Source organism: uncultured Salinicola sp., assembly GCF_937921195.1.
GTDB lineage: Bacteria > Pseudomonadota > Gammaproteobacteria > Pseudomonadales > Halomonadaceae > Salinicola.
In genome coordinates this window covers 44,268-68,828 of sequence record NZ_CALFQK010000202.1, presented here as the reverse complement: position 1 = coordinate 68,828, position 24,561 = coordinate 44,268, and the positions used below count along the sequence as shown (strand labels likewise).

Genomic DNA, 24,561 nt, shown 5'->3' with positions numbered 1-24,561 from the left:
TTCTTCCAGGGGCGTACCGAGGCCACGTTGAACCCCGTCGCGCAACGCCGCCTGCCAGCGTGCCCGACGAACGCCCCACTTCATGCGGGGGTCGAGCAGTTCACTGAACGCGCCGCCCTCGGCGGGCAGAGGCGGGACAGCTGACGATGGGGGCCGGGAAGCGCACGACATGGGCAATCTACACGGTCGAAGGGAAGAGAGCGGTGTTATCAAACACTGTTCGCGATCGATTCAGCCTAGCATAGCATATTAATAAGCGTGCTACTAAATTTCTCGCTTATTCGTTCCGCTCGCCCGTCACGTCGCCCGTCGTCGGCAGGTCGAGAAACTGCTGCATGATCCGGGTATCCCGAAATCGCTCGATCAGCTCCGGGTCGGCCTCCAGCGATGGCGGATTCGCCAGCCCTTCCCGGATCTTGGTCGCCAGGCCGGTGACGGTGTTGTCGGCGATCAGGCGCGCCTGGTCATGAATCAGCACGTTGCGCACACCGCCGGGACAGTCGACCGCCACGCAGGGCGTGCCGCAGATCATGCTCTCCGCCAGCACGATACCGAACGCTTCGCTGCGCGAGCTCAGCACGAAGAGCCGGGCGTGTTTCATCCAGGGGTAGGGGTTGGGCCGGCTGCCGATGAAATGGATCCGCTCACCGGCCCCCCGCTCCTCGACGAGTTTCTCGAGGCTCTCCCGCTTCGGTCCATCGCCGACGATGACCAGATCCTCTTCGATCTCTGCCTCGAGATAGGCCAGGATCAGCCATTCCTGGCGCTTGACGTCCGAGAGTCGCGAGACGTGGACGATGAACGGCCTGGCCGGCAGCTCCACCGGCTCCTCGGCCTGGCGACGGATCGCCTCGATGTCGCACGGGTTCATGATGGTCGCCCACCGACGAGGGTGAATCCCATGGTGGCCGAGCTGCTTCTCCAGCTGCGCCCGCACGTTGGGCGTATTGCAGACCACCTGCTTGCCCTCGTAGAGGCGCCGGAGGTAGAAACCCTTAAGCTTTCCCCCCTCGCTCCCGGGCCAGGAGACCGTCACCTGCCACAAGCGCGGATCGCGCCAGGACCAGACCGTCTCGAACGCGCCCTGCCCGCGCATGATGACGCGATCGATGGGGCCGTGTTCGCCCTCGAGCCTGGCGACGAATCGCTGAAGGTAACGGCCGCCATAGAGACCGCGCCACAGGAAACCCGACCCCGGCAGGAGTGGCTTCAGCAGCGCCCGCGTGACCAGGTCGTAAGCCAGCCCCAGCCCGGTCTTGCGAAACGCCTTGTCGAAGTCGAGACGATGGACTGTCACCGCGTCGTCGGGAGCGAGTTCGTGCCCCCCCTTGAGCACCAGCACATGGACGTCGTGCCCCTCTCTGGCCAGCACGTTGGCCAGGTTGACGGTGACACGCTCGATGCCGCCGATACTCAGCTTGCGGACGACCAGCAATACTCTCTGGGTCATGATGGCTCTAGCACTTCTTTGCTTAGCGTTGATGGGACAGGCAATATGACTCCCCGTCCATTCTCGCACATCTCGGTGAAACGATGGCTCAGACAGCTCAAGGCAGGGTCAGTTTGGTGCTGGCAAGTGATGAGAATTATGCCCTCTGGATGGGCGTAGTCATCTTTTCCTGTCTGGATAAGACGGCACGCCCGGAGCTGTTGGACTTCTACATCCTGGACGCGGGTATATCACCGTCCACGAAATCACGGCTAGAAAGCCTGGTAGCCGATTACCAAGCCACCCTGACCTGGATAGTGCCGGATAAAAAAAGATTCCAGGGATTTCCATTGAAACGATATGGAATTGCCACTTACTATCGATTGGCGGTGGCCAGTTTGGTGCCGAGCCATTTGAACAAGATAATCTATCTCGATTGTGACTTACTTGTCGCCCGGGACATCGTGGAGCTTTGGCAAAGCCCATTGGACGGAAATATCATAGGGGCCGTCGAAAACCTTGGCGTCTCGCCAAAGGATATTGATATTGACCGACAGGATTATTTCAATGCCGGCGTACTTCTCATCGATTTGGCCGCCTGGCGTGACAGCAATATCGAAGCCTCTTTGTTCGAACGTATGGATACGCTGAACGAACGCCTGCAGTATCTGGACCAGGATGTCCTCAATCTAGTATTTCGCCATCGATGGACACGCCTCCCTCTTTGCTGGAACCTCCAGCCTAGCGCCTGGAGTAAAGTCGAGAAGAACAAGACCGTCCAAACCGGTTACCCGCACCAAGAATTCGTCACGGCATTACGAGAACCGGGGATCATCCATTTTCTAGCCAAAAGCAAACCATGGAAATTTTCTACATTTCATCCTTATAAACAGACCTACATGGACATTTCCAATCAGCTTTTTCCCGATGCAAGCGACGTAAACAAAGTCACGGCCATGGAAAAGCTGAATCGCCTTTGGCAAGTCGAAAAACACATCAAGAATTTTTCCCGAAACAGAAAATCAGGCTCTATCGACTACACCATACCACCGCAGAAATAATGCAGATATCTCTCAACAATGCAAAGAACATCATCGCCACTGCGGACCTCCAAGCAATCTGCATTACAACACTAGGTGTGAATTTTCATTAGTACACTCTCCGGTGACATCTGCTTGAGACAGTTGCGGTGCCCCAGCGGGCAGGTGCGCTCGAAACAGGGCGAGCAGGACAACGCCAGATAATGGATATCGGCGTTGTCGGTCAGCGGCGGCGTATAGGTGGGCGACGACGAGCCGTAGAGCGCCTGGATGCGGGTGCCGACCGCAGCGGCCACGTGCATCAGCCCGGAGTCGTTGGTGACCACCTGCTGGCAGGCGGCCAGCAGGTCGACGGCATCCGCCAGCCGGGTCTTGCCGCACAGATTGTGGGCATGACCCAGCTCCCGGGTGATGACGTCGCCGGCCTCGACATCCTTGGGGCCGCCCAGCACCCAGACGGTGTAGCCGCGCGCGATCAGGGATTCGGCCAGTTCACGGAAATAGTCGAGCGGCCACTGCTTGGCCGGGCCGTACTCCGCCCCGGGCATCATCCCGATGGCGGGCCGCTCCCCCAGCCCGAGTGACTCCCGCAGCTGGTCCTGATGCCGAGAGTCGACGCTGAGTCGCGGATACGGCGTTTCGAAATCGCCGCTGGCCGCCGTGCTGGCATCGAGCCCCAGCGCGACGAAGCGCTTCACGGTCTGATTCAGGACCGCCTTGTCGAGCTTGCGGCGATCGTTGAGCAGCCAGTAGCGCTGTTCGCCGGTGAAACCCGTGCGGCGCGGGATACCGGCCAGAAACGGAACCAGTGCCGACTTCAGCGAACGCGGCAGCACGATGGCGTGATCGAAGCGCCCCCTCAGCGAGCGTGCGACACCGCGCCGTGTCTTCCAGCCGAACTCGCCATGTTTCACGTCCAGCGCGATGGCTTCGTCGACTTCCGGCATGCGCTCGAGGATCGGCAGCGACCAACCCGGCGCCAGCACGCCGATCGTCGCGGCCGGATGGCGCCGTTTCAGCGTGATGAACAGGCTCTGCGCCATGACCATGTCGCCGACCCAGGAGGGGCCGACGACGAGAAACCGGGGCGCGGCGACCGGCGAATCAGCCATTCAGCCATTCCAGATAGCTGGAGACCCCTTCGCGGACGGTCTTGAACTTGGCGGTGTAACCCGCCTCGCGCAGGCGACCGATATCGGCGCGGGTGTAGCTCTGGTAACGCCCCTTGAGCTCATCGGGGAAGTCGATGTACTCGATCTCGACCTTTGCCCCGTCCTTGTGTGAATAGAAATCGATGGCGGTCTCGGCGATCGCCTTGAACGGCTCGGCGCGACCGGTGCCCAGGTTGAAGATGCCGGACACCTCCGGGTTGTCCAGGAACCACAGATTGACGTCCACCACGTCGCCGACATAGACGAAGTCGCGGCTCTGCATCCCGGCCTCATAGCCATCCCAGGCGCCGAACAGCTTGGGATTCTCGCCGCGCTGCACCTGGGTGTGGTGATGGTAGGCGACGCTGGCCATCTTGCCCTTGTGCTGTTCCCTGGGGCCGTAGACGTTGAAGTAGCGGAAGCCCACGACCTGGCTGTCGAAATCGTCCCAGCGCGCACGGACATACTGATCGAACAGCAGCTTGGAGTAGCCGTAGACGTTGAGGGGCTTCTCATGCGCGGGGTCCTCGACGAACACTTCACTGCCGCCGTAGGTGGCGGCGGAAGAGGCATAGAGGAAGGGAATCCGCTTGGCCTGGCAGTACTCGAGCAGCACCTTCGAGTATTCGAAGTTGTTCTCGAGCATGAAGCGCCCATCCCACTCGGTGGTATCCGAGCAGGCGCCCTCATGGAAGATCGCCTCGATCGGCGGCAGGCCACCGATCTCGCCGCTGAGCTCTGCCTTCACCCGGGCCAGGAACTCGCCCTTGTCGAGATAGTCCCCCAGCGTGCAGTCCGCCAGGTTGACGAACTTGGTGCCATCGCTGAGATCGTCGACCACCATGACGTCCTGATGGCCGCGTGCGTTGAGTGCCTTGACCAGATTGGCCCCGATGAAGCCGGCCCCGCCAGTGACAACGATCATGTCGTAACTCCTCTTCGATCGACCCGGTTATCGGGCATGACGACTCCGACCCCGCAAGTCGCCCGACGTTCGATGACGTTCCGCCAACGATAAAGTCCGATCGTCGCCGGTGCCTATAACCGATTGAGCGCTAATTGTATACTTGGCGGCTCACGAATTCATGGGCAACGGTGCGCAGTCAATGACAGACCCGACGGCAGATGCGAAAACCTTTCAGGGGCTGATACTGGCCCTTCAGCAATACTGGGCGGAAAAGGGCTGTGTCGTGCTGCAGCCCCTCGACATGGAAGTGGGCGCCGGCACCTTTCATCCAGCCACCTTCCTGCGTTCGATCGGCCCGGAGAGCTGGAATGCCGCCTACGTCCAGCCGTCGCGCCGCCCCACCGACGGCCGTTATGGGGAAAACCCCAACCGTCTGCAGCACTACTACCAGTTCCAGGTGGTAATGAAGCCATCGCCGAAGGACCTGCAGGATCTCTACCTGGGCTCGCTGGAGCGGCTGGGGATCGATCCGCGGGTTCACGACATCCGCTTCGTCGAGGACAACTGGGAATCACCCACCCTCGGCGCCTGGGGGCTCGGGTGGGAAGTCTGGCTCAACGGCATGGAAGTGACCCAGTTCACCTATTTCCAGCAGGCCGGCGGTATCGAGTGCTATCCGGTTACCGGCGAGCTGACCTATGGTCTCGAGCGGATCGCCATGTACCTGCAGGACGTCGACAGCGTCTATGACCTGGTCTGGACGATCGCCCCGGACGGCACTCGCGTCACCTATGGCGACGTCTACCTGCAGAACGAGGTCGAGCAGTCGACCTACAACTTCGAGCATGCCGACGTGCCTTACCTGTTCGAGGCCTTCGACCACTGCGAGAGCGAGTGCAACAAGCTGCTCGAGGCCAATCTGCCGCTGCCGGCCTACGAGCAGGTACTGAAGGCATCCCACACCTTCAACCTGCTGGACGCCCGCCACGCCATCTCGGTGACCGAGCGCCAGCGCTATATCCTGAGGGTTCGTACCCTGGCCCGTGACGTCGCTCACGCCTACTACGCCTCACGGGAAGCCGCCGGCTTTCCGCTGGCGCCCGAAGCGCTGCGTCGGGAGCTCACGCAGGCATCAGAAACTCAACAGGGAGACGCATGAGCATGGCAGTCAACACGCTACTGATCGAACTGGGCGTCGAAGAGCTGCCGCCGGGTGCACTCGCCAACCTCGCCTTCGCCCTGCGCGACGGTGTCGTCAAGGGGCTCGACGAGGCGGAGATCCCCCATGGCACGGCACATGCCCTCGCCTCTCCGCGGCGCCTCGCCGTGCGGGTCGAGGCCCTCGCCGATAAGCAGCCGGACCGGGAGGTCGAGAAGCGCGGCCCGGCACTGGCGGCGGCCTACAAGGACGGCCAGCCGACCAAGGCGGCCGAGGGTTTCGCGCGTTCCTGCGGTGTTACGGTGGACAAACTGATCCACCTGGAGAGCGACAAGGGTACCTGGCTCGGCTACCGTGAACGACAGCAGGGAGACACCGTCGAGACGCTGCTGCCCGCTATCGTCAGTGCCGCCATCAACGCCTTGCCGGTGCCCAAGAACATGCGCTGGGGCGCCTCGCGCATCGAGTTCTCGCGTCCGGTTCACTGGCTGGTGCTGCTCTACGGCGACCAGGTCGTGCCGGCCAGCCTGCTGGGCCTGGAGTCCGGTCGCACGACGCGAGGTCACCGCTTCCACGCACCCGCTCCCATCGAACTCGCCCACGCCGACGACTATGAGTCCGCCCTCGAGAATGCCTACGTGCTGGTGGATCTGGAACGCCGCCGCGAGCGTATCCGCGAGCAGGTGCTGGCCGAAGCGGAAGTGCACGATGCCCACGCGGTCATCGACGACGACCTGCTCGAGGAGGTCAATGGCCTGGTCGAATGGCCGGTGGCGCTCACCGGCAGCTTCGACGAACGCTTTCTCGAAGTGCCCGCCGAGTGTCTGATCTCGTCGATGAAGGCCAATCAGAAGTACTTCCACCTGCTCGATGCCGACGGCAAGCTCAAGCCACAGTTCATTACGCTGGCCAACATCGACAGCGAGGACCCCCAGCAGGTCATCTACGGCAACGAGAAGGTCATCCGCCCGCGCCTGGCCGATGCCGCCTTCTTCTTCGAGACCGACCGCAAGCAGACACTGGAGGCTCGCCGCGAATCATTGGCCAGCGTCGTGTTCCAGCGCGAACTGGGATCCCTCGCCGACAAGGCCGCGCGCAGCGAGGTCGTCGCCCGGTTCATCGCCGGCAAGATAGGCGGAGACTCCCAGGCGGCAGCCCGCGCCGCCCAACTGGCGAAGTGCGATCTGGTCACGGAGATGGTGCTCGAGTTCCCCGAACTGCAGGGCATCATGGGCACCTACTACGCCCGTCACGACGGCGAGCCGGAAGCCGTTGCCGAAGCCATCCACGAGCAGTACCTGCCGCGCTTCGCCAGTGACGGGATTCCGAGCACGTCCACCGGCATGGCGATCGCTCTGGCGGACCGGCTGGACACCTTGACCGGCATCTTCGGCATCGGCCAGCGTCCCACTGGCGCCAAGGACCCGTTTGCCCTGCGCCGCGCCACCATCGGCGTGCTCAACATCCTGATCAAGGGTGAGCTGGATCTGGACCTGCGCGAGCTGCTGGAACTCGCCGCGTCCCAGCACCGGGCCCTGCCCAAGGCCGAAGGCCTGGTCGACGACGTCATGGCCTACATGTTCGACCGCTTCCGCGCCTGGGCTCAGGACGAAGGCTTCCCGGTGGACGTCTACCTTGCCGTACGCGCGCGACCGGTGACGCGCCCTCTGGATTTCGCCCGTCGCCTGCGCGCCGTCCACCGTTTCAGTCAGCGGGAAGAGGCTGCCGCCCTGGCCGCTGCCAACAAACGGGTATCGAACATCCTGGCCAAGCAGGCACACGATGCCGGTATCGATGTCGATGCGCGCCTCCTCGGGGAAGAGGCCGAGATCGCCCTTGCCAATGCCGTCAACGATTGCCGGAGCCAGGTCGAGCCCCTGTTCCGGGAAGCGGCCTACGCGGAGGCTCTCGATATTCTCGCGACTTTGAGGGCACCGGTGGATCGCTTCTTCGACGAGGTCATGGTCGCAGTCGACGACGACGCCGTGCGGGCCAATCGATTGGCGCTGTTGGCCAGCCTGCAGGCGCTGTTCCTCGAGATTGCCGACATCTCGGAATTGCAGCAGTAGTCCGCCGGCTTCACTGTTTCACGTGAAACAGCCAGGCCCGGCATCCTGACCCACGATCAGGATGCCGGGTTTTTTTGCACTCGAACTTGATAACGTTACTGGTCACCAGAGCTCAGGTGCGCACCGGGCGGGACATAGCGAGCATCAGGCCCGAGCCCGATGTTTCACGTGGAACATTTTCTACCACTCAAAGCGAGTCCGGTTAACTATCGCCATACGGGGAAGTCGTGGATTCCCGGATGGTGGCCCCCAAGGAGAGTGCAGCGTGAAGAAACTGGTCATTCTGGATCGTGACGGTGTCATCAACGAGGACTCCGATGCCTACATCAAGTCCGTGGAAGAGTGGCACCCCTACCCCACGGCATTCAGCGCCATTGCGCGACTGGGGGCGGCGGGCTGGACGGTCGCCGTGGCGACCAACCAGTCCGGCGTTGGCCGGGGCTATTACAGCGAAGACACCCTGGCTGTCATCCACGAATCCATGAGGGAAAGGGCCCGTCTGGCTGGCGGCGAAATAGCCCGCATCCTCCATTGCCCTCATCGCCCGGAAGTCGGGTGCGAGTGTCGGAAGCCCGGGCCAGGCATGCTGTTGCAACTGCAACGGGAGCTCGACATGCCGAGCCTCGGGGAGAGCTGGATGGTCGGCGACAGCCTGCGCGACATCCAGGCCGGCATTGCGGCGGGCTGCCATACGGCGCTGGTCGAAACCGGCAAGGGTCAGCGCTATATCGATCAGGTGCGGTCGGCGTTTCCCTCGACGTGGATCTGTCGGGACCTCGACGATTTCGTGACCAGACTCATTGGCGACCAGATCACCGGGGATCAGAGCCAGTCATGACTTCCCTACCCGAAACGGCGGGCAAGATGTGTTTCACGTGAAACAGGTCATCACGGTGGAAAGGGAGTCGTCACGTTAAATCACAAACGGAACCTTAGTCCTGAACTACCCTTGGGATATCCCCAACGGACGGGCTTACGGACATGACTCTGGGAAAGAAGATCAGCCTCTGGGTGGTGGCGGTCATGCTGGTCATCCTGGCAGCGATGATCATCGTCATTCTCACCTTCGACTGGAACCGCCTGAAGCCGACCATCAATCAGCGCGTGTCGAATGCCATTCAGCGCCCCTTCGCCATCGAGGGAGACCTCAGTCTCGCCTGGCAGCGCCCCGAAGACGAGTCCGGCTGGCATAGCTGGGTGCCATGGCCGCATCTGCGTGCCGAGGATATCCACGTGGGTAGCCCTGAAGCGGTCACCGACGCCGACCTGGCGAGCCTCGAAGCACTCGACATCGTGCTGTCACCGCTACCCCTGCTGCACAAGACGCTCTCCTTACCCCATATCGAGCTCACCGGAGGCGAAGCGACACTGGTCCGCCTCCAGGATGGCAGTGATAACTGGACGTTCGATCTCGGTGCCGGCGATGACGCATCGCAGCCGGATGACGGCAGTGACCAGCAAAGCAGCTGGACCGTCGACGTGGGAGAGATCGCGTTCGACCCCATCGACGTTCATTACCAGGATGCCACGCTCGCGGCCGATGTCGATGCCACGGTAGAGCTACTGGGCGAACCGATCGCCTTCGGCGAGCTGACCGATAGCGAAAGCGCCGCCGGCCAGGCCGTCGCCGATCAGCAGATCGACGATTATCGTTTCGGCTGGAGCGCCCAAGGCAGCTACCGGAATCAGACATTCGAGGGCAGTGGCCGGCTGGGCGGCCTGGCGGCACTACGCCAGCGCGGCGCCGCCTATCCCGTACAGGCTGACCTACAGGCGGGTGCGACTCGCGTGGCGGTCAACGGCACGCTCACCGATCCACTCGCTCCCAAGAAGATCGACATGGATCTCAGTTTTTCGGGCCAGAACCTGGGTGATCTCTACAATGTGATCGGCGTGACGTTGCCGGATACGCCACCCTATTCCACCCGAGGACACCTCACCGCAAACCTGAACAGCCAGGAAGCGCTCTCCTTTCGCTACCAGGACTTTGACGGCCAGATCGGAGACAGCGATATCCATGGCGATCTCACCTATCTGCTCGGAGAGCCGCGGCCGTCCCTCACGGGTGAAGTCGTGTCACGTCAGTTGAGATTCGCCGATCTGGCACCGCTGATCGGTGCCGATAGCGGAGGCGAGGATCAGGGCGAAGACGACAGCCAGAGCGGAGAAAACCAGCAGCCGCCGGACAAGGTGCTGCCGGTCAGCGAATTCCAGACCGAGCAGTGGCGAACCATGGATGCCGACGTCAAGTTCACGGCTCAGCGCATCGAGCACGGCGATTCGCTGCCGCTGGATGATCTCTATACCCACGTCACCCTCGAAGACGGCGAAATTCTGCTGGATCCGCTCCGTTTTGGTGTCGCCGGCGGCAATCTCAATACCACGCTGCGCCTCGATGGTGGCCAGGAGCCGATGCAGAGTCGCGTGGACATGCACATTCGCCGCCTGCTGCTCAGCGAGCTCTTTCCCGATGTCGACCTGATGCAGAACAGCCGCGGCGAGCTCAATGGCGACGCCACGCTCAGTGGCACGGGCAACTCGGTGGCCGCCATTCTAGGCAGCAGCGACGGCAGTCTGCAGATGCTGGTCAGCGACGGCGTCATCAGCCAGAACCTCATGGAACTCGCTGGCCTCAACGTCGGCAACTATCTCGTAGGCCAACTGTTCGGCGACGAGCAGGTCAATATCAACTGCGCAGCCACCAACCTGGAGGTCGATGACGGCCTGGCGACGACCCGCTTCTTCGTCATCGACACAGAGAACGCCCTGATCCGAATCGACGGTATGGTCAACTTCAAGACGGAAGGCCTGGATCTGAATATCGAACCGGAGAGCAAGGGCGCGCGCGTGTTCACCCTGCGCTCGCCGCTCTACGTGCACGGCACGATGAAGAATCCGTCACCGGGGGTCGATGCCGGGTCGCTATTGGCGCGGGGCGCGGTGGGTGCATTCCTGGGAACCGTCGCGACGCCCGCTGCCGCGCTGCTGGCGCTGGTATCGCCGAGCGCCGATGAAACCACCCCATGCAACGACTTCCTGAGTCAGATTCAGGCCGACTCGGCTCCGTGAGATGAGTGTTTCACGTGGAACTTCGCCATCGACATGTTCCACATGAAACACGCCCCCCCTGCTTGCAACTAGCAACCCACTCGACACCAGGGAAGACGAAGGCGGGGAATAGCCCGCCGATACAAGGGCTTGGACGCACGCGCAGCGCCGCTATGGATGATTCGTGGACACAGACCGCCACGACACGGAATCCGCCATGGCGGAACTCCATTCACCGTGGCGGATTTCAGGGGGAAGGATCTTATTGGGGGTTCTTGCGATACTGCTCGCCCAGCGACTCCAGCGCACCGATGAGCTTCTCGATCTCGGCGTCGAAGCGCTGCTGCTGCTGAACATAGAAATGGCGGGTGTACGAAGCGCCTTTGTGCTTGTTCACCAGATTGGAAAACTGCGATTCCAGCTGCTCGGTATGGAAGCGTAGACGCTCGGTCAGGAACTCGGCGTGCCCCTGATGGCAGGCCACGTCCATCAGTGCCCTCACCTGGACCGTCAGCAAATAGAGCTGCAGCACATTGCGGTCCTGCACCTCTTTCTGCGTGGAGACGCTATCGTCCAGCAGGTTGATCGAACTCATCTGACAGCAGCCGCTGTCGTCGGTCAGCGGGCGATTCCGGGCATTCTCTTGCTGAGTCTGGAACATGGTCAGACCCTCCTTTAGGTCGCTGAACCACACGGTCCATGGTACCACCAGCGTATTTCCTGACCGTTGGCCATTGGTCGAACCCACCGCCGCCTCCGGGGGGCGGCGAGAGTCGCCTAAAGCGTAATGGCATGAATGTAGTGGAGAGCGCAGATTGGGAGGGAAAGCCAGAGGTCGCTGCCACCAACCGGAGACGCTCATCATGCGCTACGCCAACCCCAATACATCCGATGCCATCGTTGGCTTCGAGAAGCGGTACGAGAACTACATCGGCGGTGAGTGGATACCGCCGGCCGAAGGGCGATACTTCGAGAACATCACCCCGGTTACCGGGGAAGTCTTCTGTGAAGTCGCCCGGTCCAGCCAGAAGGATATCGACACTGCGCTGGACGCCGCCCACAAGGCCGCGCCGGCCTGGGGAAAGACGTCCGTCCAGGAGCGCTCGACGCTGCTTTTGAAGATCGCCGACCGCATGGAGCAGAATCTGGAGATGCTGGCGGTCGCCGAGACCTGGGACAACGGCAAGGCCGTGCGCGAGACGCTGGCAGCCGACATCCCGCTGGCGATCGACCATTTCCGCTATTTCGCCGGCTGCATTCGGGCCCAGGAAGGGACCACCGCCGAGATCGACGACAACACGGCTTCCTACCACTTCCACGAACCCCTGGGTGTCGTCGGTCAGATCATTCCCTGGAACTTCCCGATCCTGATGGCCACCTGGAAGCTGGCACCCGCGCTGGCCGCCGGCAACTGTGTCGTGCTCAAGCCCGCCGAGCAGACCCCGGTCTCGATCTTCAAGGTCATCGAGATCATCCATGATCTCCTGCCGAAGGGCGTCATCAATATCGTCAACGGCTACGGCGAGGAAGCCGGTCAGGCACTGGCCACCAGCAAGCGTATCGCCAAGATCGCCTTCACCGGCTCGACGCCCATCGGCTCGCACATCATGAAATGTGCCGCCGAGAACATCATCCCCTCCACGGTGGAGCTGGGCGGCAAGTCCCCGAACATCTACTTCGAGGATGTCATGTCCGCCGAACCGGCGTTCATCGACAAGTGCGCCGAAGGCCTGGTGATGGGCTTCCTCAACCAGGGCGAGGTCTGCACCTGCCCTTCCCGCGCCCTGGTCCAGGAGAGCATCTACGACGAGTTCATGGCCAAGGTCCTCGAGCGGGTCAAGAAGATCAAGCGCGGCCACCCCCTCGATACCGAGACTCAGGTCGGCGCCCAGGCTTCGCAGGAGCAGTTCGACAAGATCATGTCCTACATGGACGTGGCGCGGGATGAAGGTGCGGAGTTCCTGTCCGGCGGCGAGCGGGAATCGCTGGGCGACGATCTCTCCCGGGGTTACTACATCCAGCCCACGCTGCTGAAGGGCAACAACAAGATGCGCGTGTTCCAGGAGGAGATCTTCGGCCCGGTGGTCTCGGTCACGACCTTCAAGGACGAGGAAGAAGCCCTGGCCATTGCCAACGACACCGAATTCGGACTGGGCGCCGGTGTCTGGACCCGCGATATCAACCGCGCCTATCGCATGGGCCGCGGCATCCAGGCCGGTCGCGTCTGGACCAACTGCTACCACCAGTATCCGGCCCACGCCGCCTTCGGCGGCTACAAGAAGTCCGGTGTGGGGCGGGAAACCCACAAGATGGCGTTGGAGCACTATCAGCAGACCAAGAACCTGCTGATCAGCTACGACATCAACCCCATGGGTTTCTTCTAGATCGACCGACGGGTTCCGGGGTCCGCAAGGGCCCCGGAGCCATTGGCTGGACAGACGACGAACCCGATGATCTCGTCGCGCTCGTTCCGCCGCCTTCCCGCCCCTGCCTGGCGTCCTCCCACCTTCCGTTCGCGACGATCGGCAGCCCCTCCGGCGCACCGACGAGCCCCTTCGATACGTCCGGTTCGCGGGCGCCGGCTTGATCCACGTTGTATCGGGCCGATCTTCGCTCGATTACAGTGAGATACACGGACAGGCTAAAGCGAGGACACGCCATGACCAACATGACGACCTTCCTGGGCAGTCTCGATCGACCGTCCCCACCCCCCGATCTGGGTCGCGAGCTTCGCGCCCTGTGGTGGGCCGGCAAGTCCGAGTGGTCCAAGGCACACGATCAGGTGGACTCCGCCTCCGGCTCCCGCGCAGCCTGGGTGCACGCCTATCTTCACCGCTGGGAAGGCGATGTCGCCAACGCCGGTTACTGGTATCGGCAGGCGGGGCGCCAGGTGCCGGACCAGAGTCTCGATGACGAGTGGCAGGAGATCACCCGATCGCTGTTGCGAGAGCTTTCGCCGCAACTTTGATTCGCCCCGGACAGACGGATTAGGGTTTGTACGAAAAGTCAGCGAGCGAAGGCAAGACAAGGCAAAAATCGGCGAAAACGGACCGGGCTGGCGAACCAGTTTACGGGGTGTAAATGAGCATTTTGACCGGGCTGGCGTTCCAGCCGATTTTTAACGCCGTATTGCCGAGCGCAGCTAGTTTTCGTACAAAGTCTAGTGGCGGGCCGACGGAATCAGCTCAGCGAACCGGTGCAGATCGATGTTGCCTCCGGAGAGCACGATCCCGACACGCTGACCCGCTATCCGCATCCGGCCACCGAAGGCCGCCGCAGCCGCCAGGCAGCCGGTCGGCTCGACGAACTGTTTCATGCGACCGGCCAGGAAGTCCATCGTGTCGACCAGCTCGGCGTCGGTGACGGTGACGATCTCGTCGACGCACTGCTGCAGCACCGGGAACGTCAGGCTGCCCAGCGCCTGGGTCTGGGCGCCATCGGCGATGGTGCGCGGGGTGGCAATCGAGACGATCTCGCCACGGGCCAGGCTTCGCTGGGCGTCGTTGCCGGCTTCCGGCTCGACCCCGATGATCCGGCAGCTCGGATAGCGCGCCCTGGCGACCGTGGCACAGCCGGACAACAGCCCGCCGCCGCCCAGCGGCACGATCAACGTATCCAGCTCACCGACATCATCGAACAGCTCCTTGGCGGCGGTTCCCTGCCCTGCCATCACATGGGGGTGGTTGAACGGCGGGATCAGCGTCAAGCCCTCGGCCTCGGCCAGTTCCCGGCCCAGCGCCTCGCGATCCTGGGTATAGCGATCATAGAGCACCACTTCGGCACCGTAGCCCCGCGTGGCCGCGATCTTGATCGCGGGTGCGTCCTCCGGCATCACGATGACCGCGCGAATGCCGTGCAGCCTGGCCGAGAGCGCAATCGCCTGGGCATGGTTGCCCGAGGAGAAGGCGATCACCCCCGCCGCCTTCTGGTCGCGGTCGAACTGGCTGATGGCATTGTAGCCACCACGAAACTTGAAGGCGCCGATGCGCTGGAGATGTTCCGCCTTGAAATGAAGCGATGCGCCGCTGCGCTCATCGGCCGTCGTCGAACGCAGCACGGGGGTGTGGTGGGCGACGCCCGCCAGCCGCCGGTGTGCCGCCACCACATCGTCGTAATCGATCGCCAGGTTGCTCATGCCCTCTCTCCTGTCGCCGTCGCCACTGACATTCCGTGGCACGCTGCGTAATATGCCAGCCGAAGTGCCATCGATCATGATGGCTGAACGGCCGCGAGGAAAGGGACAGATGACATCATACGAGTGGATATGGCAGACCGGGCCGAAGCTGGACCCTGCCAGGCTGTACACCCTGCTGTCGCTGCGCGAGGCCGTGTTCGTGGTCGAACAGCAGTGCGCCTATCAGGAGCTGGACGGCCACGATCTGGCGGCATCGACGCACCACTTGCAGGTCCTGGCGGCGGGTCGGCTCGCGGCCACCCTGCGCCTGCTGGCACCCGATCCAGTCAACCAAGCGGTCTCCATCGGTCGCGTCGTCATCCACCCCGCCCACCGCGGTGGCGGCCTGGGCCACGACCTGCTGCGAGCCGCGCTGACGCGAATCGAATCGCTGTGGCCGGGTCGCCACGCCCGGCTATCCGCCCAGGCACATCTACAAGCCTACTACGGTCGTCACGGGTTCGAGCCGGTCGGCGAGATCTATGTGGAGGACGGCATCCCCCATATCGATATGCAGCGATTGGCCGACGCGAATCGTAAGTAAGCACTAACTTCAATGGAAGCGAAAAACGAAAAAGCCGACGCTGCAACCGCAGCGTCGGCTTCTTTTCGGCGTATCCGCCCCGCCCCGCGGGGCAGGGATCATTCAGCTCAGGCGCCGAATTCGCTCAGCATCGCTTCGATCAGGTCGAGACCCTCCTCCAGCACTTCGTCGCTGATGGTGACCGGCATCAGGAAACGGATGGTGTTGGCATAGAGGCCACAGGAGAGCAGGATCAGGCCGCGCTCGCGAGCGGTCTTGCAGAGCTTGCCCGCCAGCTCGGCATTGGGCACGCCGCTCTTCTTGTCGGTGACCAGATCGAAGGCCGCCATGGCGCCCAGGTTGCGCACGTTGGCGACGCCGGCGTAATCCTGCTGCCACTTGTCGAAGCGCACCCGGAGCTTCTCGCCCAGCGCCTGGCTCTTTTCCAGGATGCGCTCTTCCTCGAACACCTCCAGCACGGCCAGTACCGCGGCGCAGGAAACGGGGCTACCGGTGTAGGTGCCGCCCAGCGAATTGCCGCCGGAGGCGTCCATCACCTTGTCGGTTCCCACCACCGCCGAGATCGGCATGCCGTCGGCCATGCTCTTGGCCATGGTGATGATGTCCGGTTCGACGCCGCTGTGCTCGATGGCAAACAGCTTGCCGGTTCGCCCGAAGCCGGACTGCACTTCGTCGACGATCAGCAGGATGCCGTGCTCGTCGCAGATCTCGCGAAGCGCTTTCAGGAAGCTTGCCGGCGCCGCATGGAAACCGCCCTCACCCAGCACCGGCTCGATCACGATCGCCGCGGTGTCACTGGGGTTGGCATCGGTCTTCAGCGTCATCTTGAGATGGCGCAGGGCCTCTTCCTCGCTGACCCCGATGGAGGGCACCGGGTAGGGCGCACGATAGACCTGACCGGGCATGGGGCCGAAGTCGGTGCGGTACGGTGCGACCTTGCCGTTCATCGCCATGGTCATGAAGGTGCGGCCGTGATAGCCGCCGGTGAAACAGATCACGCTGGAGCGCCCGGTGGCGGCACGGGCCACCTTGACCGCATTTTCCAGCGCCTCGGCACCGGAGTTGGCCAGCATCACCTTGGCGTGGCCGCGCACCGGCGTCACCTCGCTGAGCTTCTGCGCCACCCGCACGTAGCCCTCGTAGGGCATGACCGTCTGGCAGGTGTGCATCACCTTGTCGAGCTGGGCCTTGACCGCCTCGACCACCTTGGGGTGGCGGTGACCGATGTTGAGCACGCCGATACCGCCGGCGAAATCGATGAAGCGCTTGCCATCCTCGTCCCAGAGCTCGGCGTTCTCCGCCCGCGCGGCGAACTCGACCGCCGGGCTGGCCGCACCGCTGGCCACGTAGCGCTGCTTGAGTTCGTTGAGTTCTGCATTGGTCATGGATGCATTAGCCATGGAACACTCCTCCTGACACGGCATCGGGTGCCGCTAACGTGAATCGCGCGTCGTCGTCGGTTTCGGCAGGCGGCGCGCCATGAAATCGGGATCAGGCTTTATCGTAGGCTGCCCGAATGAGGCGATCGCCCATCTCTCGACCGTAGTGCCGCCGGGCCCATCCGTACAGTGCCAATCCGGCGATCATCCAGCCGCCGAAGATGGACCACTCGATGGAAGTCAGCGCCGACGGGCTGCCGGGCAGGTAGAGACAGGTCATGCCCAGTGACAGCAGCACCGCCAGCACACCGACCAGCTTGCCGGCACCGACATGATAGGGGCGCGGCATGTCGGGTTCGCGATAGCGCAGGATGACGAACGACAGCGCCACGAACAGATAGGCGAGCACGATGCCCAGGCCGCCGGCATCGACCAGCCAGACCAGCGCCGGACGTCCGAAGAAAGGCGCCGCGGTGGAGAGCACGCCGATCAGGATGATCGCGTTGGTGGGGGTCTTGTAGCGTGGATGCAGCTTGCCCAGGAAGGCGGGCAGCATGCCGGAATGCGCCAGGGCATAGATCGCCCGCGAACCGCCGATGTAGAACGCGTTCCAGCTGGTGATGATCCCGGCGATGCCCGCCAGCACCATCAGATTGCCCGCCCAGGCCCCATCGAACACCGCCGTCATCGCGTCCGGGACGCTGAGCGAGCTGCCCTGCAGCGCCTCGTTGTCGAGCATCAGGCTGGTGCCGAGAATGATCAGGGTATACCAGCACACCGCCATGATGACCGAGAGCACCAGCACCTTGCCGATATCGCGGAATGGCAGGTTGATCTCTTCGGCCGCCTGGGGAATCACGTCGAAACCGACGAACAGGAACGGGACCAGCACCAGTACCGCCACGATGCCGCCGACGGCGCCGTGTTCACCGCTGGCGAACAGCGGCTGCATGTTGCCGCCGTCGCCGGTGAACAGCGATCCGGTCACGAACATCACCCCCGCCACCAGGATCAGCCCGGTGACGACCTTCTGCAGCAGCGCAGCGGTGGAGATCCCCACGTAGTTGACGGCCATCATCACCAGCGAACCGAGCACGCCCACCGCGACCCAGGTCGCCTTGACGTCCCAGCCGGCGACGGTCCACAGGTCGCCCACGGCATAGCCGGGGAACAGGTGCTCGACGACCGTCGGCAGCGCCACCGCCTCGAACGACGCCACGCTGACGTACCCCAGCACGATGCTCCAGGTGCAGACGAACGAGGCGAAATGGCCGAGCGCGCGATAGCTGTAGACATGCTCGCCGCCGACCTGGGGCATCGCCGACGCCAGCTCGGCATAGGTCAGCCCCACCAGCAGCACCGCGATGCCGCCGATGACGAAAGCGAGTATCGCGCCCACGCTACCGCCATCGAGGATGGCGCTACCGGTGAGGACTATCCAGCCCCAACCGATCATGGCGCCGAAAGCCAGGGCTAGGACATCGGCCCGTGCGAGGACTCGCACGAGCTCCGGGGGTTGAGAAGCGTTCGACATGAGTGGGTCTCTTCAGGTTGTTTTTGATAGGCCGAACCCCGGGGTCGGTCGACCGCGGGAGTCGGCCCTGACGCCACGCTATCACCCCGATGCGTGACCGGGACTAGACCACTTCCCGATGGCGGTGGACCACATGGGGCTCTCCCCCCATAATCCGCGGACGTTTCCGCGTCTCTCGTGAGGTAGGCCATGGACGACCGTCGTCAGGCGCTGGACCATATCCGGCAAAGCTACCTGGCCCAGCCCGACCATCTGACCAAGTACTGCCGTCTCGAGCAGACCCTGCTGACGCTGATCGAGCAGCGGTGGCAGGACGGCCAGCGGCTGCCCGGGCATCGCACGCTGTGTGACGCGCTCGGCATGGCCCGCAACACGCTGGCGGGCGTCATCGAGAATCTGATCCGCCAGGGGCATCTGGTGACCGACCACGGCAAGGGCACCTGGGTATGCAAGCACTCACCCGGGCGGGGGCGACGGGTTGCCGAGATCGGGCCGATTTCCCGCCGCGCCGGCGAGTTGCTGCACGATGTGGGGGCCAGCCCGCTACAGAGCGGTGCCTTCGTGCCAGGCGTTCCCGATATCGCGCACTTCCCCATCGCCCGCTGGCGCCAGCTCTACTCCCGGATCACCGTCCCCCACAACACGCTGCTGCTCTCCTACGCCTCGGGCGGCTACGGCCCCTTGAAACGTGCCATCGCCGGCTATCTCGCCCGGTGGCGAGGCATCGACTGTGGGCTGGACCAGATCGTCATCACCGAGGGCGCCCATCACGGCTTGCAGCTATGCGCGCTGACGCTGGCCGATGACGGCGATCGCGCGGTCATGGATTCGCCGTTCTACTGGGGTGCGCGCAACGTCTTCCAGGCCGGCGGCCTCGAGATAGACCACGCCATCTGGGAGCCGCGTCACGGTTATGTCGGCGCCCTGCCTCGGCCACGCCCCAGACTGCTCTACTTCACCGGCACCCACCATTATCCGTTGGGTGTGGCATCGGTAAGTGCTCACAAACAAGAATTGATCGATGCTCTCGAACCGGACTGGATCCTGGAGGATGACTACGAGTTCGGCGACGGCGATCATCGTGAGCTGGCGTTCGACCCGGAAACCGGCAACCAGATCCTGATCGGCTCGTTCTCCAAGCTGATGTTTCCGGGATTGCGTCTGGGGTACCTGATCGTGCCGAGGGGGCTCAGCACCGCCATCAACCGGGTGCGCACCGGTGTCTTTCGCGAAGGCCGCCTGCTCGATCAGGCGGTACTCGCCGCGTTCATCGACGATGGCGATCTCGACCGCTGGTGTCGGCGCATGGCGCAAGCCTACCTGGAGCGCCAGCAGCGACTGCACGAGCTGCTGGTCGGCACCCCAGGCGTCGCCGATATCTCGCCTCCGGCCGGCAATATCAGCCTGAGTCTGTCGCTGGCTCCGACCCTCGACGACGAGCGCCTGTCGCAGCATCTACTGAATCGGCATCACCTGGTGGCCCGGCCGCTGAGCCGGGTCTGTGGGCCGGGGGATCCTCGACGCGGTTTGATACTCGGCGTCGGCATGGTCGAAGGCGAAGCGCTGGAACGCCAAGGGCGGCGCCTGGCCGAGGGCATCCGCGAGTTCGTCGCCCTGCAGCGCTGAGCGGCGCTCGGCGCCCTCCTCCTCCCGTCAGGCCGTCTCCTCGAGCGGCGTGGTCTCCGCGGTGCGCTCGTCGCGAATGCGCTGCTCGGAGTCGGGATCGAACACCACCATGCGCGAGACGTCGAAGGCAAACCGGGTTCGCTCGCCCGAGCGTAGCGGCGTGCCGGGGCGCATGCGGGCATTGACGTGGGTCCCGCCCAGCGTCGTCACCACGTAGAGATCCGCCCCGGTCGGCTCGACCAGCGCGACCGGCAGTTCCGCTTCGTGGATGTTGCCTTCGCCATGATTGGCACTGGCCGGGTCGGTGATCGCCTCGGGCCGAAGGCCCAGGATGACGTCGCGGTCGCACCAGTCGCGCAGTGCGTCACGGTCGCGCACGACTGGCAGCGTCAGGGTGGAATCGTCCGTCGCCACCTGGGCAACCGGCAGCCCACCCTGCTCGACGATTCGCGCCTTGATCAGGTTCATCGACGGCGAGCCCATGAAACCGGCGACGAACAGGTTGTTGGGATCGTCGTAGACCGCCTGCGGCGTCCCCAGCTGCTGCAGCTCGCCGCCACGCATGACGGCGATCCGCGAAGCCAGCGTCATCGCCTCGATCTGGTCGTGGGTGACGTAGACGATGGTGGTGCCGAGGCGCTGGTGGAGCTGCTTGATCTCGGTGCGCATGTCGACGCGCAGCTTGGCATCCAGGTTCGACAGCGGTTCGTCGAACAGGAACAGCTGCGGATCGCGCACCAGCGCCCGCCCCATCGCCACGCGCTGGCGCTGGCCGCCGGAAAGTTGCCCCGGCTTGCGGTCGAGCAGGTTCTCGATCTGCAGCAGCTTGGCGACCCGGTCGACCGCTTCGCGGCGCTGCTTGCGCGGGACCTTGCGCATCTCCAGCCCGAAACCGATGTTGCCCGCCACCGTCATGCTCGGATAGAGCGCGTAGGACTGGAACACCATGGCGATATCGCGCCGGGAGGGGTGCACGTCGTTGATGCAGCGGCCGTCGAGCAGCAGCTCGCCCTCGCTGATCGAGTCGAGTCCGGCGATCATGTTCAAAAGTGTCGACTTGCCGCAGCCCGACGGCCCCACCAGTACCAGAAAATCGCCCTGCTCGATCGCGATGTCGATGCCCTTCAGGACATGGGTCTCGCCGAAGCGCTTGTGAACGTTGTTGATATGCAGAAAGCTCATGTGATCCTCAGCCCTTGACCGATCCCGACATCAACCCGCGCAGGAAATACTTGCCCGCGAGGATATAGACGATGAGCGTCGGCACCGCCGCCACCATCGCTGCCGCCATGTTGACGTTATAGGCCTTCACCCCGGTGGAGCTGTTGACCAGATTGTTGAGTGCCACCGTGATCGGCGCGCTGTCGCCGGACGCGAACGAGACGCCGAACAGGAAGTCGTTCCAGACGTTGGTGAACTGCCAGATGATGGTGACCACGATGATCGGCACCGAGGCCGGCAGCAGGATCCGGAAGAAGATGGTGAAGAAGCCGGCGCCATCGAGCTGCGCCGCCCGTACCAGTTCATCCGGAAAACTGGCGTAGAAGTTACGGAAGAACAGTGTGGTGAACCCGATGCCGTAGACGATGTGGACCAGCACCAGCCCACCGGTGCTGTTGGCCAGATGCAGAATCCCCAGCACCCGGGCCATCGGCAACAGAATGATCTGGAACGGGATGAAGCAGCTGAACAGCATCAGGCCGAATACGATCTTGTGGCCGCGAAACTTCCACTTGGTCAGCACGTAGCCGTTGAACGCGCCCAGCAGCCCGGAGATCAGCACCGCCGGCACCACGATCTTGATGCTGTTGAAGAAGTAGCCGTGCACGCCGTTGCACTCGAGACCGATGCAGGCGCTGCCCCAGGCTTCCCGCCAGGGATCCAGGGTCCACTGGCCGGGTAGCGCCAGCATGTTGCCCTGATGGATCTCCTCCAGCGTCTTGAACGACGTGGTCAGCATCACGTAGAGCGGCATCAGATAGACGATCGCAAACAGCGCCAGGATCGCGTAGAGCACGGCCCGGGTCGCGAGACCCCGGCGTGCGGTGGGGGAAGCGGCACTCATGATCGGGGCTCCCGCAGCTCGGAGTAGAGATAGGGGATGATCAGCGCGGCGATCACCGCCAGCATGAACACCGCGCTGGCCGCGGCGATGCCCATTTCGTTGCGCGAAAAGGCGTAGGAGTACATGAAGGTCGCCGGCACCGCGGTGGCATTGCCCGGCCCGCCACCGGTCATCGCCACGATCAGGTCGAAGCTCTTGATCGCCAGGTGCGCCAGCACCACGACCGCGCTCAGGAAGACCGGTCGAAGCTGGGGGATGATGATCCGTGCGTAGATCTTCCAGGCCGGGGCGCCGTCGATCTGCGCGGCCTTGATCATCTCGCCGTCGATGCCGCGCAACCCCGCCAGGAACATCGCCATGACGAAGCCGGTGGCCTGCCAGACCGCAGCGATCACCACGGTGTAGATCGCCATGTTGGAATCGATCAGCCAGTTGAAGCTGAAGCTCTGCCAGCCCAGGTCGTGCATGGTCTTCTCCAGCCCCAGCCCGGGGTTGAGAAACCACTGCCAGGCGGTGCCGGTGACGATGAAGGAGAGCGCCATCGGGTAGAGATAGATGGTGCGCAGCACGCCTTCGGCCCGGATCCGCTGGTCGAGCAGGATCGCCAGTATCAGGCCCAGCACGATGCAACTGACGATATACAGAAGCCCGAAGACCCAGATGTTGTGCAGCGCGATCCCCCAGGTCCAGGAGGTCCACAACCGCGACCACTGGTGCAAGCCGACCCAGGTGTAGTCCGGCATCATGCCGGAGTCGCTGAACGAGATGTAGCTGGTCCAGGCGATGAAGCCATAGACGAAGAACAGGACCAGAACGCAGGAAGGCGACAGCACCAGCTTGGGTAGCCAGCGCTGCAGGCGCTCCCGCGCTCCGCCGTCCCGCTCCGGAGAAGCATTGGACATCACATCACTCTCGGCTCGTGAACGAGACGCCCCGCCTGACGGCGGGGCCGATCATCAGGACGTTGCGCCCTGCACCGCCATCGCCAGCTGCTCGGCGGCGACGTCGCTGGGCATGTCGCTGTTGACGAAGGAGGAGATGATGTCGAAGACGGCGTTCTTGACCGACGCCGGCGCGGCATAGCCGTGCGCCATGCTGCCCATCAGCGTGTGGTTCTCGGCCGCGGCCTTGACCTGCTCGTAACCGCGCTGGGCGCAGGCGTCCAGCTTGTCGGCGGAGAGATCCATGCGCGCCGGCACCGAGCCCTTGATCTGGCTGAAGGCGATCTGGAACTCGGGCGAGCCGATGATCGTGGCCATGGCCTGCTGCATCTGCTGCTGCTGGGCGTCATCGGTATCGAACATGATCATCAGGTCGCTGTTGAAGGTCACGGCGTCCTGGGTGCCCGGGGTGCGGAAGCACATGAAGTCCTTGCCCGGCTCGAGATTGGCATTGAGGAACTCGCCTTTCGCCCAGTCGCCCATGATCTGGTAGAGCGCCTTGCCGTTGATGACCATCGCCGTGGCCAGGTTCCAGTCGCGGCCGGGCGAGTTGTCATCCTTGTACTTCAGCAGCTCGCGCAGGTGGTCGAACGCCTGGGCCATGGTGGTGGAGTTCAGCGCCTCGGGATCCAGGTCGATCATCGCCTTGCGGTAGAAGTCGGCGCCCCCGGTGGCGAGCACCACGTTCTCGAACACCGTGGTGTCCTGCCATGGCTGGCCGCCGTAGGCCAGGCCGGTGTAGCCCGCGTCCTTGGCCTTCTTCAGCGAGGCGATGAAATCCTCCCAGGTCCTGGGCTGCTCGATATCCAGCTCATCCATCAACGCCTTGTTGGCCCAGACCCAGTTGGTCGAATGGATCTCGAACGGCGCCCCGATCCAGTGGCCATCGTACTTGGCGAACTCCTGCAGCGGCTGCGGGAAGACCTCGTCCCACTTGCCCGCCTCGGCGACCTCGTCGAGCGAACTCAAGGCGTCGCGCTCGGCCCAGTCCTGGGCATCGTAGCCGAGCACCTGGGCCGCCGTCGGCGGATTGCCCGAGGTGATGCGCGAGCGCAGCACGGCCATGGCGTTGGTGCCGGCGCCGCCCGCCACCGGCATGTTCTTCCAGCCGATCCCCTGATCCGACAGCCCATCCTTGAGCGCGCCCAGCGCCTTGGCCTCGCTGCCCGAGGTCCACCAGTTGAGCACCTCGACCTCGCCGTTGGCGGCGGTATCGGCAGCCAGCACACTCGTCGGCAGCGCCAACGCAAATGGCAGCAGAGCCAGTCCCAGGCAATTCATGACGGTCTTGTTTCGATTGGCGTGCATCCCTTCGATTCCTCTTCTTGTTGGGGAGCGGTATCTCGTTCTTTTACGAAACGGCCCACTTTATTCGATGTCTTGGTGGGGTGATCGCGACTATTGCCCAACCGCTTTTGCCTAACAATACAACCATGGACGCACACCTGGCCGCATCGAGCCCCGCTGCCCGACGCCACCGCGCATGGTGGTGCGG

20 protein-coding genes are annotated in these 24,561 nt (G+C 63.5%); 9 read left to right on the top strand and 11 right to left on the bottom strand.

Annotated features, from left to right (window positions below; all coding sequences use genetic code 11):
• Window positions 1-277 precede the first annotated feature (277 nt).
• On the bottom strand, window positions 278-1,450 hold the full coding sequence (locus tag Q0602_RS23690) for a glycosyltransferase (protein WP_298848552.1): 1,173 nt from the start codon (window positions 1,448-1,450) through the stop codon (window positions 278-280).
• 83 nt (window positions 1,451-1,533) lie between these two features.
• Between Q0602_RS23690 and Q0602_RS23685 the strand changes: the two genes are divergently transcribed.
• Complete coding sequence (locus Q0602_RS23685) at window positions 1,534-2,490, top strand: glycosyltransferase family 8 protein (protein ID WP_298848550.1); 957 nt, start codon at window positions 1,534-1,536, stop codon at window positions 2,488-2,490.
• A 71-nt stretch (window positions 2,491-2,561) separates the two neighbouring features.
• Here the strand turns inward: Q0602_RS23685 and waaF are convergent, their stop codons facing one another.
• The gene (gene waaF, locus Q0602_RS23680; RefSeq protein ID WP_298848548.1) at window positions 2,562-3,581 is read right to left on the bottom strand and encodes a lipopolysaccharide heptosyltransferase II; all 1,020 of its coding nucleotides are present in this window, start codon (window positions 3,579-3,581) and stop codon (window positions 2,562-2,564) included.
• The gene (gene rfaD, locus Q0602_RS23675) at window positions 3,574-4,545 is read right to left on the bottom strand and encodes an ADP-glyceromanno-heptose 6-epimerase (protein ID WP_298848546.1); all 972 of its coding nucleotides are present in this window, start codon (window positions 4,543-4,545) and stop codon (window positions 3,574-3,576) included. Before rfaD ends, waaF begins: the two co-directional genes overlap by 8 nt.
• 181 nt (window positions 4,546-4,726) lie before the next feature.
• On the opposite strand from rfaD, the gene glyQ reads away from it, so the two are divergent.
• From glyQ to Q0602_RS23655, 4 genes are all read left to right on the top strand, one after another.
• Complete coding sequence (gene glyQ / locus Q0602_RS23670) at window positions 4,727-5,686, top strand: glycine--tRNA ligase subunit alpha (RefSeq protein WP_295041166.1); 960 nt, start codon at window positions 4,727-4,729, stop codon at window positions 5,684-5,686.
• A 2-nt stretch (window positions 5,687-5,688) separates the two neighbouring features.
• Complete coding sequence (glyS, locus tag Q0602_RS23665; RefSeq protein ID WP_298848542.1) at window positions 5,689-7,755, top strand: glycine--tRNA ligase subunit beta; 2,067 nt, start codon at window positions 5,689-5,691, stop codon at window positions 7,753-7,755.
• A 265-nt stretch (window positions 7,756-8,020) separates the two neighbouring features.
• Window positions 8,021-8,593, top strand: a complete 573-nt coding sequence (gene gmhB / locus Q0602_RS23660; RefSeq protein ID WP_298848538.1) for a D-glycero-beta-D-manno-heptose 1,7-bisphosphate 7-phosphatase — start codon at window positions 8,021-8,023, stop codon at window positions 8,591-8,593.
• 143 nt (window positions 8,594-8,736) lie between these two features.
• The gene (locus Q0602_RS23655; RefSeq protein WP_298848536.1) at window positions 8,737-10,824 is read left to right on the top strand and encodes an AsmA family protein; all 2,088 of its coding nucleotides are present in this window, start codon (window positions 8,737-8,739) and stop codon (window positions 10,822-10,824) included.
• A 241-nt stretch (window positions 10,825-11,065) separates the two neighbouring features.
• On the opposite strand, the gene Q0602_RS23650 is transcribed toward Q0602_RS23655, so the two are convergent.
• Entirely contained in the window at window positions 11,066-11,464 is a 399-nt protein-coding gene (locus Q0602_RS23650) for a hypothetical protein (RefSeq protein WP_298848534.1), read from the bottom strand.
• A gap of 202 nt (window positions 11,465-11,666) precedes the next feature.
• On the opposite strand from Q0602_RS23650, the gene Q0602_RS23645 reads away from it, so the two are divergent.
• Together Q0602_RS23645 and Q0602_RS23640 are read left to right on the top strand one after the other, a co-directional pair.
• Entirely contained in the window at window positions 11,667-13,187 is a 1,521-nt protein-coding gene (locus tag Q0602_RS23645; protein ID WP_295039512.1) for an aldehyde dehydrogenase family protein, read from the top strand.
• 275 nt (window positions 13,188-13,462) lie between these two features.
• Window positions 13,463-13,771: a hypothetical protein gene (locus Q0602_RS23640; RefSeq protein WP_295039514.1), complete on the top strand. Its 309-nt coding sequence runs from the start codon at window positions 13,463-13,465 to the stop codon at window positions 13,769-13,771.
• Window positions 13,772-13,963: 192 nt separating this feature from the next.
• On the opposite strand, the gene Q0602_RS23635 is transcribed toward Q0602_RS23640, so the two are convergent.
• Window positions 13,964-14,938, bottom strand: coding sequence for a threo-3-hydroxy-L-aspartate ammonia-lyase (locus tag Q0602_RS23635; RefSeq protein ID WP_298848531.1), 975 nt, complete (start codon window positions 14,936-14,938; stop codon window positions 13,964-13,966).
• 109 nt (window positions 14,939-15,047) lie between these two features.
• Between Q0602_RS23635 and Q0602_RS23630 the strand changes: the two genes are divergently transcribed.
• Window positions 15,048-15,521: a GNAT family N-acetyltransferase gene (locus tag Q0602_RS23630; protein WP_298848529.1), complete on the top strand. Its 474-nt coding sequence runs from the start codon at window positions 15,048-15,050 to the stop codon at window positions 15,519-15,521.
• Between the two features lie 107 nt (window positions 15,522-15,628).
• Here Q0602_RS23630 and gabT read toward each other — a convergent pair whose 3' ends face one another.
• Window positions 15,629-16,906 carry a 4-aminobutyrate--2-oxoglutarate transaminase gene (gabT, locus tag Q0602_RS23625; RefSeq protein ID WP_295039525.1) on the bottom strand — a complete coding sequence of 426 codons (1,278 nt, stop codon included), beginning with the start codon at window positions 16,904-16,906 and terminating at the stop codon, window positions 15,629-15,631.
• Between the two features lie 106 nt (window positions 16,907-17,012).
• Complete coding sequence (locus Q0602_RS23620; protein WP_295039519.1) at window positions 17,013-18,434, bottom strand: APC family permease; 1,422 nt, start codon at window positions 18,432-18,434, stop codon at window positions 17,013-17,015.
• A 189-nt stretch (window positions 18,435-18,623) separates the two neighbouring features.
• Between Q0602_RS23620 and Q0602_RS23615 the strand changes: the two genes are divergently transcribed.
• Window positions 18,624-20,060, top strand: a complete 1,437-nt coding sequence (locus tag Q0602_RS23615) for a PLP-dependent aminotransferase family protein (RefSeq protein ID WP_298848526.1) — start codon at window positions 18,624-18,626, stop codon at window positions 20,058-20,060.
• Between the two features lie 27 nt (window positions 20,061-20,087).
• Here the strand turns inward: Q0602_RS23615 and Q0602_RS23610 are convergent, their stop codons facing one another.
• From Q0602_RS23610 to Q0602_RS23595, 4 genes are read right to left on the bottom strand one after another with little or no spacing between them, the layout of a single operon-like run.
• Window positions 20,088-21,242 (bottom strand): ABC transporter ATP-binding protein, encoded by a 1,155-nt coding sequence (locus Q0602_RS23610; RefSeq protein WP_298848525.1) that lies wholly within the window; start codon window positions 21,240-21,242, stop codon window positions 20,088-20,090.
• Between the two features lie 7 nt (window positions 21,243-21,249).
• Window positions 21,250-22,125, bottom strand: a complete 876-nt coding sequence (locus tag Q0602_RS23605) for a carbohydrate ABC transporter permease (RefSeq protein ID WP_298848523.1) — start codon at window positions 22,123-22,125, stop codon at window positions 21,250-21,252.
• Window positions 22,122-23,027, bottom strand: a complete 906-nt coding sequence (locus Q0602_RS23600; RefSeq protein WP_149435089.1) for a sugar ABC transporter permease — start codon at window positions 23,025-23,027, stop codon at window positions 22,122-22,124. The genes Q0602_RS23605 and Q0602_RS23600 overlap by 4 nt, the downstream gene beginning before the upstream one ends.
• Before the next feature lie 54 nt (window positions 23,028-23,081).
• A complete protein-coding gene (locus Q0602_RS23595) occupies window positions 23,082-24,374 on the bottom strand; it encodes an ABC transporter substrate-binding protein (protein WP_298848520.1) in 1,293 nt (430 codons plus the stop codon).
• Window positions 24,375-24,561: the final 187 nt, after the last annotated feature.